The sequence below is a fragment of the Kribbibacterium absianum genome, from assembly GCF_030067705.1.
Taxonomy (GTDB): Bacteria; Actinomycetota; Coriobacteriia; order Coriobacteriales; family Atopobiaceae; genus Kribbibacterium; species Kribbibacterium absianum.
On the sequence record NZ_JASJEX010000003.1, the window covers coordinates 122650 to 137481 of the forward strand.

A 14832-nucleotide genomic window follows, 5' to 3' on the forward strand; every position below is an offset into this window, starting at 1 on the left:
CACAGATGGGCGGTCTGCGGGCGCCGTTTCCCCGCAAAGGGCGGGTCGGTTTTGCGCGGAACCGTTTCCCCGCAACCAGTCCTCCTGTAGTGCCACGCACCCCAGGAGGTTTCCGCCCCAGGTGCCACGCACCCCAGGAGGTTTTTGCCGCGAGCTGTGGAACAGGAACGACCCCGGCTGCCGGTTGGCGGTCGGGGCCGTCGCGCGTGGACAAATGGCTCTCTCCGAAGCGTCCAGGCGTGGACAAATGGCTCTCTCGCAAGCGTCCTTACGCGCGGGAGGACCGGTGCTTTGCCCGCATCGTCGCGGCCACGTGGCGCAGCGCCGCGAGCGGTCGGTACCGCAGCATGCGCGGCCCCGCGTAGCGCATCACGGCGCGCATGCGCTCCTGCATGGCGCGGCGGTAGCAGGGGCGCGGGCACACGGAGCAGAAGGTCTTCTCGGCCATGCGCGGGCAGCGACGGATGCGCGCCTCGGCGTATTCGACCAGCTCGCGGCACTCGTCGCAGAGGTGCGGGTCGTGTGGGCACGGCTTTCCCGGCGTGCCGTGGTTCCCGTGGCAGTACACGCTCGTCATGAGCGACACCATCTCCAGCTCCTGCGCGCGCTTGGCCGCCAGGCCCTGGTCCGCCCCGCGGTTCTCGGTCGAAGCCGCCACTTAGCTCACCCGCCCGTCCTGCACGGAATAGAACGCGTCCGCAAAACCGGTGGTCGAGGTGCGATGGCTCACCAGCACCACGGTGCGCCTGCCCTTGGAGCGGGCGATGGCCTCCATGACCGACGCCTCGGAGAGCGCGTCCAGGTTGCTCGTCGGCTCGTCGAGCAGCACGAGCGAGGCGTCGTGCAGGAACACGCGGGCAAGACCCAGGCGCTGCCGCTCCCCGCCGGAGAGCGACGAGCCCAGCTCTGCCACGGGCGTGTCGAGGCAGTGCGGCAGCCGTGCGAGCAGCCCGTCGAGCGCCGCGTCGTGCAGGGCGGCGAGAAGCTCGTCGTCCGTGGCGTCGGCCTTCGCGATGGCGAGGTTGTCGCGGAGCGTGCCGCAAAAGAGCTGTGCCGTCTGCGTGAGGTAGCCCTCGGTCGCGCGCAGCGACACGGTCTCGACGGTGCGCAGGTCCTGGCCGTTGATCCGCACGGAACCGTCCGTCGGGTCCCAGAACCGCATCATCAACTTGAGGAGCGTCGACTTACCGGAGCCGCTCGCTCCGGACACGCAGGTGATGGAGCCAGGCTTGACGGCGATGCTCACGTCGTCGAGCACCGCGGGGCCGTCGCACGCGGCCCCGTCGTAGGAGAAGCTCACGCCATCGGCGGTGACGCGGGGATGCTCGGTTCCCAGGCTCTCGCCCTCCGTGACGTCCTCGGTCTCGGGTTGCTCGTCCAGAAGGGCCAGCACGCGCCCTCCCGCGGCGATGGTGCGTTGCAGCGAGGTTCCGAGACGGCACACGGCGAGCACCGGCCCAAAGCTCGAGAGGTACGCGAAGGCGGCCACGAAGGCCGGCGCCAGGCTCAGCGTGCCCGTCTGCACCTCATGCCAGGCAAGGCCGAGCATCGCGAGGGACACCACCCAGGTCACGGTGTCGGCGACCGACTCGTTGAGGGCGTTCCTCTGCTGCAGCGCGCGCTCGGGCACGGCTGCGGCGCGCGTGCGGTCGGCCAGCTCGCGGGCGCGGTCGTCGGCCACCCCGTACTGGAGGGTTTCGGCGAGGCCGCGCAGGCCGTCGAGCACGTAGGCGCTGATGGCTCCGGCCTGCCGGCGCGCCTCGTGGCCCGCGTCGCCGCAGAGGCGGTTGCCGACCCACGGGAGCACGACGCCGAGCACGACATAGCCCACAAACGCGACGGGAAGCAGGCTCGGCGCGAGCACTCCGACAAAGGCGAGCATCACGACGCAGCTCACGACGGCGATGGCCACGGGCGACAGCGTGTGGGCGTAGAAGACCTCGAGCAGCTCGATGTCCGTGGTGGCAAGGCTCACGAGGTCGCCGGCGCGGCGCCCTTCGAGACGGGCCGGCGCCAGGCGCCGCAGCGCTGAGAAGACCACGTCGCGCACCCGCGCCAACAGCTTGAAGGCGATGTAGTGGTTGAGCAGCTGCTCGGCGTAGTGCAGGGGGCCGCGGAGCAGGCCGCAGAGGCCGACGAGGACGAGCGCCGTGACCATCGGGACGCCGGTGCTCTGGCCTGCGGCATCCATGAGGCCGAACGCGCCGAAGGCCATAAGGAGCGTGGCGGCCAGCGAGCCGAGCGAGCCCATGATGACGGCCAGTGCCAGCCAGCCGGCCATCGGCCTCACGAGGCCGGAGAGGCGCCACAGGGTGCGAAGGACGCCGGGGCGCCCGGCCAGGGCGGGCCTGTCGGGGGCGGCCGCCGTCGGAGCAGGGGCGGCTACGGGCTGCTCCGGCTGCCGGGTCGCGACGGGCTCGCCGCTCGGCGCGGCCCACGCGCCCAAGCGCTCCTGAGTGTCCCAAAGCCGCGCGTAGGCTCCGTCTGCGGCGAGCAGCTCCTCGTGGGTGCCCTGCTCGGCGAGCCGGCCATGCTCGAGGAGGACGATCCGGTGGGCGCCGGTCACCGACGCGAGGCGGTGGGCCACGACGATCACGGTCTTGCCGGCGCTCGCCAGCGACGCGACCAGGTCGTCGATGGCCGCCTCGGACTCCGCGTCCACGTTGCTCGTGGCCTCGTCGAAGAGGTAGACCGGCGCGTCCGCCACGAGGGCGCGGGCAACGGCGAGGCGTTGGCGCTGGCCGCCGGACAGGTTGGACGCGTTCTCCTCCACGGCCATGTCAAGACCGCCGGAGGCGCGCACGAAGTCGGCGACCCGCGCGGCCTCGAGGGCCTTCCAGAGCTGCTCGTCGGTGGCGGTCGCGTCCGCTGCCAGCAGGTTCTCGCGCACGGTGCCGCAGAAGAGGTGCGCGTCCGTGCCCACGAGCACCACCTGGCCCATGAGGGAGGCGGGGTCGGCGTCACGGAGCTCCACATTGCCGATGCGGACGTCGCCCTCATAGGCGCGCTTGCGGCCGGCGATGATGCTCGCCAGCGTGGACTTGCCGGACCCGCTCTCGCCGACGAGCGCGGTGAGCGTCCCGGGCTCGATGGCGAGGGTCACGCCCGCCAGCACGGTGCGCTCGCCGTAGCGGTAGCCGACGTCCCGCAGCGCGATGGCGGAGCCGCCGGAGACCTGCTGAGTGCCCGGCTCGGGGCTCTCGGCGTCGAGCAGCGCCCAGAGGGAGCGCGCGGCGGACATGCCGTTCATGGCCGTGTGGAAGAGCGAGCCGAGCCGACGCATCGGCAGGAAGAACTCCTGCGAAAGGAAGACGACCATGAAGGCGGCCGCGAGCGTCACGACGCCGGTCGACAGCTGCCACACGGCGACGACGATGCCGAGCGCCGCGCCGCCGAACGCCACGAGGTCCATCACGGCGATCGAGCGCAGCTGCAGCATCAGCATGCGCATCGTGGCCTTGCGGAAGCCCTCGGCCTCCTCGTTCATGGACCGGTGCCAGCGCTCGTCGGCGCCGAAGACCTTGAGGGTGGTGAGGCCCTGCACCGCTTCGAGGAAGCTGCCGCCGAGGTCCACGTAGGAGTCCCAGTAGGCGGCGCCTACCTCCTTGGCGCGGCGCATCACCGCCATGATCGACATGGGGATCAGCGGCACGCACACGAGGAGCAGCGTGGCGGGCAGCCCCGCGACGCCCACGAGCGCGACGAACAGCGTCACCGGGGCGAGCACCGCATAGAAGAGCTGTGGCAGGTAGCCGCCGAAATAGACCTCCAGCTGCTCGGCCCCCTCGACGGCCGTCTGCACGGCCTCGGAGGTGGAGACCGTCTCAGCGTAGGCGGGGCCCAGCTCGGTGAGCCGGGCGTTCACGCGGGCGCGCACCGTCGCCTTGGCACGGAGCGCCAGACGGTCGCCGGCCTCCTGGCCGAGGTACAGCGCGACGGCGCGCAGCACAACGAGGGTGCCGAGCAGCGCGATGGCCGGCAACGGCGCCAAGACCGGCGCACCGGCACCCGCGAGGGTGGCCACGAAGCCCGAGAGGGTCCAGAAGATGCCGATAGTGGCGACGAGGGCGACCCACTTGCCGGCAACGGACGCGAGCACGAGCCCGAGGCACCCGGGCACGAGCGAGACCAACCGTTTATCGAACATGAAACCTCCTGCGAGGTCGGGAACACACAGGCTTTCGAACGATACCGGAAGGAAAGGCCGAAGAGTAATCCTTCGCTTACTTCTCAAAAGTTACATCAGGTGAACTGAAGGGACGCGGGCGGACGTCCCAGTTGCTGCGCTACAGTGGAGTCCGTTAATTGACCGCTCGAAAGGACTCCATGGCCGAGAAGTCCCGCACCCTCGCCCTCCGCGTCTTGACGATGGTCGCCGGGGTCGCGCTCGTCGCCTGTGCCATCGCGCTGTGTCGTCACGCGGGCATCGGCACGACGGCCATCAACGGGCCGGCTGCCGTGACGGCCGAGGCCGCACGTCGCGCGGGCGTCGGTTGGCTGACCCTGGGCGTCACGACGTTTTTCCTCAACCTTGCGCTGTTCCTTGGCCAGGTTCTGTTGCTGCGACGGGATTTCCAGCCGCTCCAGACGCTGCAGCTGGCCGTGCTGCTCGTGCTCAGCACCTGCGTCGACCTGTGGGCGTCCCTCTTCGACTCCATCGTCTTCGACAGCTATCCGCCGAGACTGGCGGCCTGCTTTCTCGGCGCCGTCGTGATGGGGCTCGGCGTGCACCTCGAGTTGCGGGCGGGGCTGCTCATGACGCCCGGCGACGCATTCGTGCGGGCGCTGGCGCAGGTCACGGGGCACCCATACTCGCGGGACAAGGTGATTGTGGACATCTCGCTGGCGTGTCTCGGGACGGTGCTCTCTTTCTCGCTGCTCGGCGGCCTGTATCACGTGCGAGAGGGCACGCTGGTCTCGGCGCTGCTCGTGGGGCCCTCGATCGCGGTGTGGGGCACGGTGCTCGACGGCTCGATGGACTGGATTCTGGGGCGGCGGGACACGTCGGACGAGCCGGCACGATAGGGGAGAAGGTTCGAACCTCCCCAGGTGCGAACCTCCCCAGGTGCCACGCATCTCGGGAGGTTTGGGCGCTCGGGGTGGGTGCGCGTGGACAAACGGCTCTCTCCGAAGCGTCCAGGCGTGGACAAATGGCTCTCTCGGCGGCACGGGGCGCGTCTCGTCTGACCCCCTCAGCATGAAGCGGTTCTTGTGAGCGGCCGTGCCACTCCGGGCACCGCTGGTACCATGAGCTTCCTGAATCGAGTTTGATGAAAGGACCGCCCATGAACCGTGCGCTTGTCGGCGTCGGCCTCTGCTCGTTTGCGCTGGTGCTTGGACTCACCGGCTGCGGCCCCGCTCCCGCCACGCCCGCGAACACCGAGAAGGCCGAGGCCGCAGGTGACGCGGGAGCCTCGAGCGCCTCCGCTGACGCGAGCGCCAAGACCGTCGCCGAGAAGGGCGACAAGGTCGAGGTCAACTACCGCGGCACGCTCGAGGACGGCACGCAGTTCGACAGCTCTTACGACCGCGGCGAGACCCTCACGTTCACGGTGGGCTCCGGCCAGATGATCAGCGGCTTCGACGCCGCGGTCGAGGGCATGAAGGTGGGCGAGACCAAGACCGTCACCCTGTCGCCGGAGGAGGCCTACGGGGAGCGGTCCGACTCGCTGGTTTACACGTTCGACCGCACTGACGTGCCGGACCCCGTCAACGTCAAGGTGGGCGACACGCTCGGGCTGCAGACGTCGGGCGGGGCGACCACCACGGGGACGGTGACCGAGGTCACTGCTACGACCGTGACGGTGGACGCGAACCCGCGGCTCGCCGGCCAGACCCTCATCTTCGAGATCGAGCTGGTGGCCATTGACTGAGACGATCCAAAGAGACGAGATTGTCTCACCTCGCGCGGATGAGACGATCTCGTCTCTTTGCACTGTCTCACCCTACGTGTTCGAGGAGCCGTTGCGGGAGGGCGTCATCCTGGGGCGCCCCAACCGCTTCATCATGGAGGTGGAGCTGGACGGCGAGCGGGCGCGCTGCCATTGCCCGGTGGTGTCGCGCATCGGCGGCATCGACACGACGGGGCGTCCCTGCCTCGTGAGCCGCTCGGACAACCCGCGGCGCAAGTTCAGCCGCACGGTCGAGGCCTTCTCGTGGCAGGAGCCCGGCGACGCCGAGAAGCGGTGGGTCGGCATCAACCAGACCGCCTCGAACCGCTACGTGGCCCACTTCCTCGAGCAGGGGGCGCTGGCCGGCCTCGCGCCGGGTCCGGGCGAGCTGCGCCGCGAGGTGCGGTTCGGCGAGTCGCGCCTGGACTTCGCCATCGCCGACGAGTGCTTCATCGAGGTCAAGACCCCGCTCGCTCAGCTTGAGTGCGACATCCCGCCCTTCGTTCCCCGGCTCGACGTGGCGCCGTTCTCGTCCACGGGCCGAGCGCTGCGGCACCTGCGCGAGCTCGCGGACTCGCTCGCCGGCCATCAGCGCGCGGTGGTCCTCTACTGCCTGTACTACGAGAACCACGGGTTCCGCTTTTTGCGCGGCACCACGTTCGACGAGGTGGAGCGGGCGGTCACGGCGGTGCAGGAGGCCGGCGTGGAGCTGTGGCAGTGCACCTTTGGGCAGGACGCCCACGAGGTGCGGTTGGTGGACTGCCGACCGCTTGAGGACTGGTAGGGCGCTGTCCATCGGCCCAGGTGCCGAGGTTGGCGCATAAACCACGGTATCAGTTGCCTATCGTTTCTGCCATCTGCGGTTTAGTGATGCCTGTTCACCAGATTCATTGCGTTTCCAATTGACCAGACCGGGGCGCCCCTCCATGATGGTTTCAGGCGGTCGAGACACCTTGCTCGGTCAGCCGCTCTCAGGGACGGAGGGCGCCATGGCCCAGGCGTCTGCGAAGGCCGCGCCGGCGGTCGACAGGGAACAACCGGCGAACGCGTTGCTCTCCCAGGTCACGCACGGTGTGCGCACGCCGGTCAACGTCATCCTCGGCACCTGCTCGCTGCTCGAGCATGACGCGGAGGACCCGACGGCCGTCCGCGAGCATGCCGCTGCCATCGTGAAGGAGGGCGTCGCGCTCCTGCACCAGCTCAACTGCATGGTGGACATGGCGCGTCTCCGGGCGGGGGAGGTCTCGGTCACGCCCGTGCCCTTTGAGCCCGGCCAGCTTGTGGCGGCCCTGATCGGCGACGCCCAGAGTGAGGCCGAAGCCTGTGGCGTTGACTTCGTGGCCGATGTGGCCTGCGACGAAGGGGTGGAGCTGCTCGGAGACGTGAGCCGCCTGGCCGCCATTGGGCGCGCGCTCCTCGCCAATGCGTTCTCGTTCACCCCGCCCGGCAACACGGTGATCCTGGCCGTGGAGACCGTGGCGCGCGGCCGTGACGGCGCCGTGTGGCTGCGCCTGTCGGTGGGCGACAGCGGCCAGGGCATGGACCGTGGGTTTGCGACGAGCGCGTTCGAGCCGTTCTCCCGCGAGGTGGAGACCCGCGTGAACCAGGTGTCCGGGCTCGGGCTCGGCCTGTCGGTCGTGCGCGGCCTCGTGGAGCTGATGAGCGGGACCATCACGGTGCAGAGCGAGCCGGGGGAGGGGAGCCTCTTCACGGTGGAGGTGCCGCTGGAGCCGGCCCCGGTTCGGCCCGCCGATGCGGCAGGGCCGGTGGGCCTCGCGGGGCTGCACCTGCTGGCCGCCGAGGACAACCCCTTCTCGGCGGCGGTCCTCGAGCAGCTGCTCGAGTTGGAGGGCGCCACGACGCTCGTGGTTCCCGATGGCAGGCAGGCGCTCGACGCGTTCGTTCACTCGGAGCCGGGGACCTTCGACGCCCTGCTGCTCGACCACAACATGCCGGTGATGGACGGCCTCACAGCGTCGCGCGCCATTCGCCAGTGCGGGCATCCCGACGCGCTCTCGGTGCCCATCGTCGCGCTGACCTCGAACTCTTTCGCGGAGGACGTGGCGGCATCGCTCGACGCGGGCATGGACGGCCATCTGGTGAAGCCGGTGCGGATGGAGTCCGTGGGGGAGGCCATCGCGCAGGCCCGGGTTCGGCGCATGGGCTTCTGCGCGTGACGGGCCGTGCCGTCGCTGGGGGCGGTCCTGTGGGCTCTGCCCGTGCGTGAGACGATCCTGTCTCTTTAGCTGCCGTCGCGAGGTCGACAAGGAGCGCGGCGGTCGCTCTTGCACACGCCCGTGGACGCTTCGGTCAAAGCGAAATGTCCACGGTTGGACGCTTCGGTCAAAGCGAATTGTCCACGCTCCACCGGGCGACAGCGTGGACAAATGGCTCTCTCCGAAGCGTCCAGGGCCGGACAAATGGCTCTCTCCGAAGCGTCCACGGGAGCGCGAGCGAGTGGACTCAGCTTTCTTTGGGTCTCGGTGGCTCTTCCTTCACGAAGCGGCTATACTCTCGTACCACTGGCCGCGAAACAACGACCACTGGGAGAAGGAGCGGCGCGTGAGCGAGCGCAGCCACATCGCAGGAACGAGCCCGGCCGTCGGCCGGTCCTTCCTTCTTGGCGCGCTTACCTGCTCGGGCGCGCGCTAGGAACCATCTCCTCGCTAGCACGCCCGGACCCGATCGGCCGCGCGTGCTTTTTCTTTCGGTCCTTCTCGACCGCGCGGCTTGAACGCAGCCCCAGCGCTAGCAGCCACGACGAGTCCCGAAGGAGGACGCATGACCCGCAAGATCGCCATCTTCGACACCACGCTGCGCGACGGTGAGCAGTCGCCCGGAGCCTCGATGAACACCGAGGAGAAGCTCGTGATCGCTCGCGAGCTCATTCGCATGAACGTCGACGTGATCGAGGCGGGCTTCCCGGTCTCGAGCCCCGGCGACTTCAAGTCCGTGCAGGAGATCGGTCGGCTGGCCGGCGACGCGTGCGTGGTGTGCGGCCTGACCCGCGCCGTCGACAAGGACATCCAGGTGGCCGCCGAGGCCCTGGCGACGGCCGAGCGCCCGCGCATCCACACCGGCCTTGGCGTCTCGCCGAGCCATCTGCGCGACAAGCTGCGCCTCACGGAGGAGCAGGCCATCGAGCGGGGCGTGCACGCCGTGCGCTTCGCCAAGTCCTTCGTGGACGACGTCGAGTTCTACGCCGAGGACGCCGGCCGCGCCGAGCTGCCGTTCTTGGCGCGGATCATCGAGGAGGTCATCAAGGCCGGCGCGACGGTGGTCAACATCCCGGACACCACCGGCTACAACCTGCCCTGGGACTTCGGCCAGAGGATCCGCTACCTGATGGAGCACGTGAGCGGCATCGAGGACGTGACCGTCTCGGTCCACACCCACAACGACCTCGGCATGGCCACGGCCCTCGCGATGGAGGCGGTGCGCAACGGCGCGACCCAGGTGGAGTGCACCATCAACGGCCTCGGCGAGCGCGCCGGCAACACCGCCATGGAAGAGGTGGTGATGGCGATCCGCATGCACGGCGACGAGCTGGACGCGCACACCGACATCGTGACCACCGAGCTGACGCGCGCGAGCCGCCTGGTCTCCTCGATCACCGGCATCAACGTGCAGCCCAACAAGTCCATCGTGGGCGCCAACGCGTTCGCGCACAGCTCGGGCATCCACCAGGACGGCGTGCTCAAGGCCCGCGACACCTACGAGATCATCGACCCGGCCGACGTGGGCGCGGGCGGCTCCCAGATCATCCTGTCCGCCCGGTCCGGCCACGCGGCGCTGCGTCATCGCTACGAGGAGCTGGGCTACACGTTCACCGACGCCGAGTTCGAGCCGGTGTACGAGGCGTTCCTCGAGGTGGCGGACAAGAAGAAGGAGGTCTACGACGGCGATTTGGAATCCATCGTGAACGAGCGCCGGCGCGAGGCCACGGCCGTGTGGGCGCTCAACGCCGTGCAGATCAGCTGCGGCTTCCCGCTCAAGCCCACCGCCACGATCACGCTGCAGGACGCCGAGGGCACCGAGTACACCGAGGTGGCCTACGGCACCGGCCCCATCGATGCCGTGTACAAGGCCGCGAACAAGATTATCGGCGTGGAGAACGACCTCTCCGAGTTCTCGGTGAAGTCCGTGACCCGCGGCATCGACGCGCTCGGCGAGGTGACCGTGCGCGTGACCGCCGCCGACGGCGAGGTGTACATCGGCCGGGGCTCCGACGGCGACATCGTGGTGTCGAGCGCCCGCGCCTACATCAACGCGATGAACCGCCTCCTGACGGACCAGGCCGAGCGCGCCGCGTAGCGCTGAGCCAGACCCCGACGGGTGCCGTCTCGTTTCTTGATCGATGAGCTAAGGAGACCCATGACCAGACCTATGACCATGGCCGAGAAGATCCTCGCCGACCACGCCCACCTCCCGGAGGTCCACCCCGGGCAGTTGGTGGAGTGCGACCTGGACCTCGTGCTGGCCAACGACATCACCGCGCCCATCGCCATCGACGTGGTGCGCGACCTCGGTGCCGGCGTGTGGGACCGGGACCGCGTGTGCCTCGTGCCCGATCACTACGCGCCCAACAAGGACATCAAGTCCGCCGAGCAGACCAAGGTGATGCGCGACTTCGCCCACGAGGAGGGCATCACGCACTACTGGGAGCAGGGCCGCGCCGGCGTCGAGCACGCGCTGCTGCCAGAACAGGGCGTCGTCGTGCCGGGCGACCTGATGATCGGCGCCGACTCCCACACCTGCACCTACGGCGGCATCGGGGCGTTCTCCACCGGTGTGGGCTCCACGGACGCCGGCGTGGGCATGGCGAGCGGCCGCGCGTGGTTCCGCGTGCCGGAGACCCTGCGCATCGAAGTGGACGGCGAGCTGGGCGAGGACGTGTCCGCCAAGGACGTGATCCTCCACGTGATCGGCCTTATCGGCGTGGACGGCGCGCTGTACCAGGCCATGGAGTTCGGCGGGTCCGCCATCGAGTCCCTCTCGGTCGAGGGGCGCCTGACCATCGCCAACATGGCCATCGAGGCCGGCGGCAAGGCCGGGCTCTTCGAGGTGGACGAGACGACCCGCGCGTGGCTCGACGGCCGCACCGAGCGCCCGTGGAAGGAGTACCACCCGGACCCTGACGCCGAGTACGCCCGCGTGCTGAAGATCGATGCCGCGGACATCGTGCCGACGGTCGCGTGGCCGCACCTGCCCGGCAACGCCCGGCCGGTGGCCGAGAGCCGCGACGTGGTCATCGACCAGGCGGTCATCGGCAGCTGCACCAACGGGCGCATCGAGGACATGCGCGCGGCGGCCGATGTGCTCGAGGGGCGCACGGTGCACCCGAACGTGCGCTGCATCATCCTGCCCGCCACGCAGGACGTGTACCGCCAGTGCCTGGTCGAGGGCCTCATGGACGTGTTCCTCGACGCCGGCTGCGTGATCTCGACCCCGACCTGCGGGCCGTGCTTGGGCGGCTACATGGGCATCCTCGCCGAGGGCGAGAAGAGCGTGTCCACCACCAACCGCAACTTCGTGGGCCGCATGGGCGCCAAGACGAGCGAGGTGTACCTGGCCTCGCCGGCCGTGGCGGCCGCGAGCGCGGTGGCCGGGCATCTGGCGTGTCCGAGCGACCTCGCCCCCGTGGCGTAGCCAATCCCGCGACCGTGGACGCTTGCGTCAAAGCTTCTTGTCCACGGTTGGACAGTTGGCTCTGACCGAAGCGTCCAGACGTGGACAAACGGCTCTCTCCGAAGCGTCCACACCTTGAGAGGAGACCCATGGAATTCAGCGGCAACGTGTTCCGCTACGGGCGCGACGTCGACACCGACGTCATCATTCCGGCCCGCTATCTCAACACGAGCGACCCGGCCGAGCTGGCCAAGCACGCGATGGAGGACATCGACGAGACCTTCGCCGCCCGGGTTCAGCCGGGCGACATCATCGTGGCGGAGGAGAACTTCGGCTGCGGCTCGTCCCGCGAGCACGCGCCGGTGGCCCTCAAGGCGGCCGGCGTGAGCTGCGTCGTGGCCAAGAGCTTCGCGCGCATCTTTTATCGGAACGCCATCAACATGGGGCTGCCGATCCTCGAGTGCCCGGCGGCCGTGGACGGTATCGAGGGCGGCGACCCGGTGACCATCGACACCGATACGGGCGTGATCACCAACGAGCGCACCGGCGAGTCCTGGACCGCAGAGCCCTTCCCGCCGTTCTTGGTCGAGATTATCGAGGCGGGCGGCCTCGTGGAGCGCACGCGCCGCACGCTGGCCGAGAAGAGCGCGGCCGGGAAGGAGGCCTAGGGCCATGAAGAGCTACCAGATCTGCTGCCTGCCCGGCGACGGCATCGGCCCCGAGATCCTCGCCCAGGGCGTGCGCGTCCTCGAGGCCGTGGCCGCGCGGTGCGGCTTCGCCGTGCGCTGCGAGAATCACGCGATTGGTGGCGTCGCCATCGACGCCACCGGCACCCCGCTTCCCGACGAGACCCTCGCCGCCGCAGAGGCTGCGGACGCCGTGCTGCTCGCGAGCGTCGGCGGCCCCAGGTGGGACACCACGGACCCTGCCGCCCCGCGCCCGGAGCAGGGGCTGCTCGGGATCCGCAAGGCGCTCGGCCTCTACCTCAACCTGCGCCCGGTGCACGTGTTCGACGCCCTCGTGGACGCCAGCTCCCTGAAGCCGGAGCTCGTGCGCGGGGTCGACATGCTGATCGTGCGCGAGCTCACCGGCGGCCTCTACTTCGGCGCCCGCGAGCGCATCGAGGACGCGCCGGGCAAGGGCGTGGACGGCGCGCCGGGCGTGTGGTGCTCGGACGCGCTCGAGTACGGCGAGGGCGAGATCGACCGCGTCGTGCGCTTCGCGTTCGAGGCCGCAGCGGGACGCCCGGGCGGCCACGTGTGCTCGGTGGACAAGGCCAACGTGCTCGGCACCTCCAAGCTGTGGCGCGACGTGGCCGAGCGGGTCGCCGCCGAGAACCCCGACATCCCCTTTGAGAACATGCTCGTCGACAATTGCGCGATGCAGCTCGTGGCGCGTCCGGCGCAGTTCGACGTGCTCGTGACCGAGAACACCTTTGGCGACATCCTGTCCGACGAGGCGTCGATGCTCACCGGGTCCCTCGGCATGCTGGCGAGCGCGTCCCTCGGCTCCGGGACGCCGCTGTTCGAGCCGAGCCACGGGTCGGCGCCGGACATCGCGGGCCTCGGCATCGCAAACCCGCTGGCGCAGATCCTGTCCGTGGCCCTGCTCTGCCGTCACGGGCTGGGCGAGGCCAAGGCGGCCGACATGATCGAAGCCGCCGTCGAGCAGACACTGAACGACGGTTGGCGCACGCGCGACATCGCGGCGCCCGGCACGCCGGAAGGCTGCATCCTCGGCACCGACGCGATGTGCGACAAGGTGCTCGAAAGACTTTGATGTGCATTCAGGGACAGTCCCTCATTTCACGTTGTAAACTTGATGTGCAAAAGGGGACTGTCCCTGTTTTCACGTTTCACGATTGATGGGAGGACTAGCCCGTGGCGCGGCGCCGGAAAAGGAAGGGCTGCCTGCGACGGCTGCTGGCGGTGGCGATACTGCTCGCCGCCGCTGCGGCCGTCGTCGCGTACCTGAGGCCGGACCTGCCCGTCCCTGCGCCGTCCTTCTCGGAGGGGGCCCCTGCGGCCGTCCAGCACGCGGCCTCCGAGACCGACACCCGCTTTGACCCGGAGTTCCGGCCCGCGTATGCGGCCCTCTCTTCGGACGGGCAGGCCGCCTATCGCCAGCTCGTGAACGCCATTCTCACCGACCAGGCACGGGTCGACCTGGACGTCGAGCTTGGGGAGGCCGAGGTCCAGGCGGTCGTGACGGCCATCCGGGCCGACCAGCCGGAGCTCTTCTGGCTGGGCGACGGCCAGGTCTGGAGTCGGGACGGCGTGGTCGAGAGCGTCGAGTTCACTTTCACGGCCACGGGCGACGAGCTGGCCCGGCAGCGCGCGGAGCTGGACGAGAGAGCGGAAGCCATCACGGCGGGCCTCGCCGGGCGCCCCGTTGCCGAGCAAGAGCAGGCGGTTCTCGAGGCCATTGCCGGCGCCGTCACCTACGACCCGACGGCCCCCGACGCCGGTCAGACCGCGTACAACGCGCTGGTCCAGGGCCGCGCCGTGTGCGGAGGCTACGCCCGCGCGTTCCAGCTGCTGATGAACCAGCTCGGTGTGCCCTGCTACTACGTGAGCGGCCAGGGGGAGGGCGGTGCCGAGAACAGCTCCGGCGATTGGGGCAGCCACGCCTGGAACCTCGTGAAGACCGACCAGGGCTGGTACGCCGTGGACCCCACGTGGATGCAGGCCGACCTGTTCGGCTCGGCGGGGCTCAGTTACCGGTGGTTCAACGGGACGGAGGCGGGCTTCTCGGCCACGCACCGGCGCGGGAGCGAGAGCGCGCCGCTGCCGGGCACAGCCTCTGCGGAATACCCCCTGGAAGAGGCGTTGGGGGCGACGGGCCCCGTGCTCACCCTGGAGAGCGCCGGCTTCTCGGTGGAGGGGACGGTCTCCACGGTGCCCGAGTACACGGACCTGGTGGTGCGGTCCGTCTCGGAGGGAAGGACGCGCGCCGTGTTTGTGGCGACGGGAGACCTTGCGAGCCGGCTGGCCGACGCCCGCCAGACGGCGGCGAACGCGGCCGCACAGAGGCTCGGCCGCGGCCTGTCGCTCAAGGCGCAGGCCATCCAGTACGACGACGGCACGTTGTTGGTGGTGGAGGACTACTCGGCGGAGTGAGCGTTGCGTGATTCTCGGAGGCCCGGCTCGTATTGCGCTTCTTGCCCGCGTTCATATCGCAGTTCTGAAGCCGAGGCACCCTCGGAACTGCCATGTGGGTGTTTTGAACGGCAGCTTCGGGGGTGCCGTGCGCTCAGAAGTGCAATGTCAGCCAGAGTTGCAATGTGAATCCAGCCGAGAACCGCAATCTCAGC

11 protein-coding genes are annotated in these 14832 nt (G+C 69.5%); 9 read left to right on the plus strand and 2 right to left on the minus strand.

The window, feature by feature from the left end:
* Positions 1 to 268: 268 nt before the first annotated feature.
* Both QJ043_RS06310 and cydC read right to left on the minus strand, forming a co-directional pair.
* Positions 269 to 658 (minus strand): nitrous oxide-stimulated promoter family protein, encoded by a 390-nt coding sequence (locus QJ043_RS06310; protein WP_283712812.1) that lies wholly within the window; start codon positions 656 to 658, stop codon positions 269 to 271.
* Positions 659 to 4147, minus strand: coding sequence for a thiol reductant ABC exporter subunit CydC (gene cydC / locus QJ043_RS06315; protein WP_283712813.1), 3489 nt, complete (start codon positions 4145 to 4147; stop codon positions 659 to 661).
* Positions 4148 to 4326: 179 nt separating this feature from the next.
* On the opposite strand from cydC, the gene QJ043_RS06320 reads away from it, so the two are divergent.
* The 9 genes from QJ043_RS06320 to QJ043_RS06360 all read left to right on the plus strand — a co-directional run bounded on the left by QJ043_RS06320 (position 4327) and on the right by QJ043_RS06360 (position 14638).
* A complete protein-coding gene (locus tag QJ043_RS06320) occupies positions 4327 to 5025 on the plus strand; it encodes a YczE/YyaS/YitT family protein (RefSeq protein ID WP_283712814.1) in 699 nt (232 codons plus the stop codon).
* A gap of 260 nt (positions 5026 to 5285) precedes the next feature.
* Positions 5286 to 5873: an FKBP-type peptidyl-prolyl cis-trans isomerase gene (locus tag QJ043_RS06325; RefSeq protein ID WP_347177736.1), complete on the plus strand. Its 588-nt coding sequence runs from the start codon at positions 5286 to 5288 to the stop codon at positions 5871 to 5873.
* A 76-nt stretch (positions 5874 to 5949) separates the two neighbouring features.
* Entirely contained in the window at positions 5950 to 6675 is a 726-nt protein-coding gene (locus QJ043_RS06330; RefSeq protein WP_283722773.1) for a DNA/RNA nuclease SfsA, read from the plus strand.
* A gap of 205 nt (positions 6676 to 6880) precedes the next feature.
* Positions 6881 to 8068 carry a hybrid sensor histidine kinase/response regulator gene (locus QJ043_RS06335; protein WP_283712816.1) on the plus strand — a complete coding sequence of 396 codons (1188 nt, stop codon included), beginning with the start codon at positions 6881 to 6883 and terminating at the stop codon, positions 8066 to 8068.
* Between the two features lie 604 nt (positions 8069 to 8672).
* On the plus strand, positions 8673 to 10205 hold the full coding sequence (locus QJ043_RS06340; protein WP_283712817.1) for a 2-isopropylmalate synthase: 1533 nt from the start codon (positions 8673 to 8675) through the stop codon (positions 10203 to 10205).
* A gap of 60 nt (positions 10206 to 10265) precedes the next feature.
* Positions 10266 to 11540, plus strand: coding sequence for a 3-isopropylmalate dehydratase large subunit (leuC, locus tag QJ043_RS06345; RefSeq protein ID WP_283712818.1), 1275 nt, complete (start codon positions 10266 to 10268; stop codon positions 11538 to 11540).
* A 128-nt stretch (positions 11541 to 11668) separates the two neighbouring features.
* Positions 11669 to 12187, plus strand: a complete 519-nt coding sequence (locus tag QJ043_RS06350) for a 3-isopropylmalate dehydratase small subunit (protein WP_283712819.1) — start codon at positions 11669 to 11671, stop codon at positions 12185 to 12187.
* 4 nt (positions 12188 to 12191) lie between these two features.
* Entirely contained in the window at positions 12192 to 13298 is a 1107-nt protein-coding gene (leuB, locus tag QJ043_RS06355) for a 3-isopropylmalate dehydrogenase (protein ID WP_283712820.1), read from the plus strand.
* A gap of 149 nt (positions 13299 to 13447) precedes the next feature.
* Positions 13448 to 14638, plus strand: a complete 1191-nt coding sequence (locus QJ043_RS06360) for a transglutaminase domain-containing protein (protein WP_283722774.1) — start codon at positions 13448 to 13450, stop codon at positions 14636 to 14638.
* The last annotated feature ends 194 nt before the right edge of the window (positions 14639 to 14832 follow it).

Excerpts from the sequence above, each read along its gene's own strand:
- leuB (WP_283712820.1), top strand. The coding sequence starts at position 12,192 with ATGAAGAGCTACCAGATCTGCTGCCTGCCCGGCGACGGCATCGGCCCC.
- QJ043_RS06320 (WP_283712814.1), top strand. The coding sequence starts at position 4,327 with ATGGCCGAGAAGTCCCGCACCCTCGCCCTCCGCGTCTTGACGATGGTC.
- QJ043_RS06335 (WP_283712816.1), top strand. The coding sequence starts at position 6,881 with ATGGCCCAGGCGTCTGCGAAGGCCGCGCCGGCGGTCGACAGGGAACAA.
- leuC (WP_283712818.1), top strand. The coding sequence starts at position 10,266 with ATGACCAGACCTATGACCATGGCCGAGAAGATCCTCGCCGACCACGCC.
- QJ043_RS06350 (WP_283712819.1), top strand. The coding sequence starts at position 11,669 with ATGGAATTCAGCGGCAACGTGTTCCGCTACGGGCGCGACGTCGACACC.
- cydC (WP_283712813.1), bottom strand. The coding sequence starts at position 4,147 with ATGTTCGATAAACGGTTGGTCTCGCTCGTGCCCGGGTGCCTCGGGCTC.
- QJ043_RS06325 (WP_347177736.1), top strand. The coding sequence starts at position 5,286 with ATGAACCGTGCGCTTGTCGGCGTCGGCCTCTGCTCGTTTGCGCTGGTG.
- QJ043_RS06340 (WP_283712817.1), top strand. The coding sequence starts at position 8,673 with ATGACCCGCAAGATCGCCATCTTCGACACCACGCTGCGCGACGGTGAG.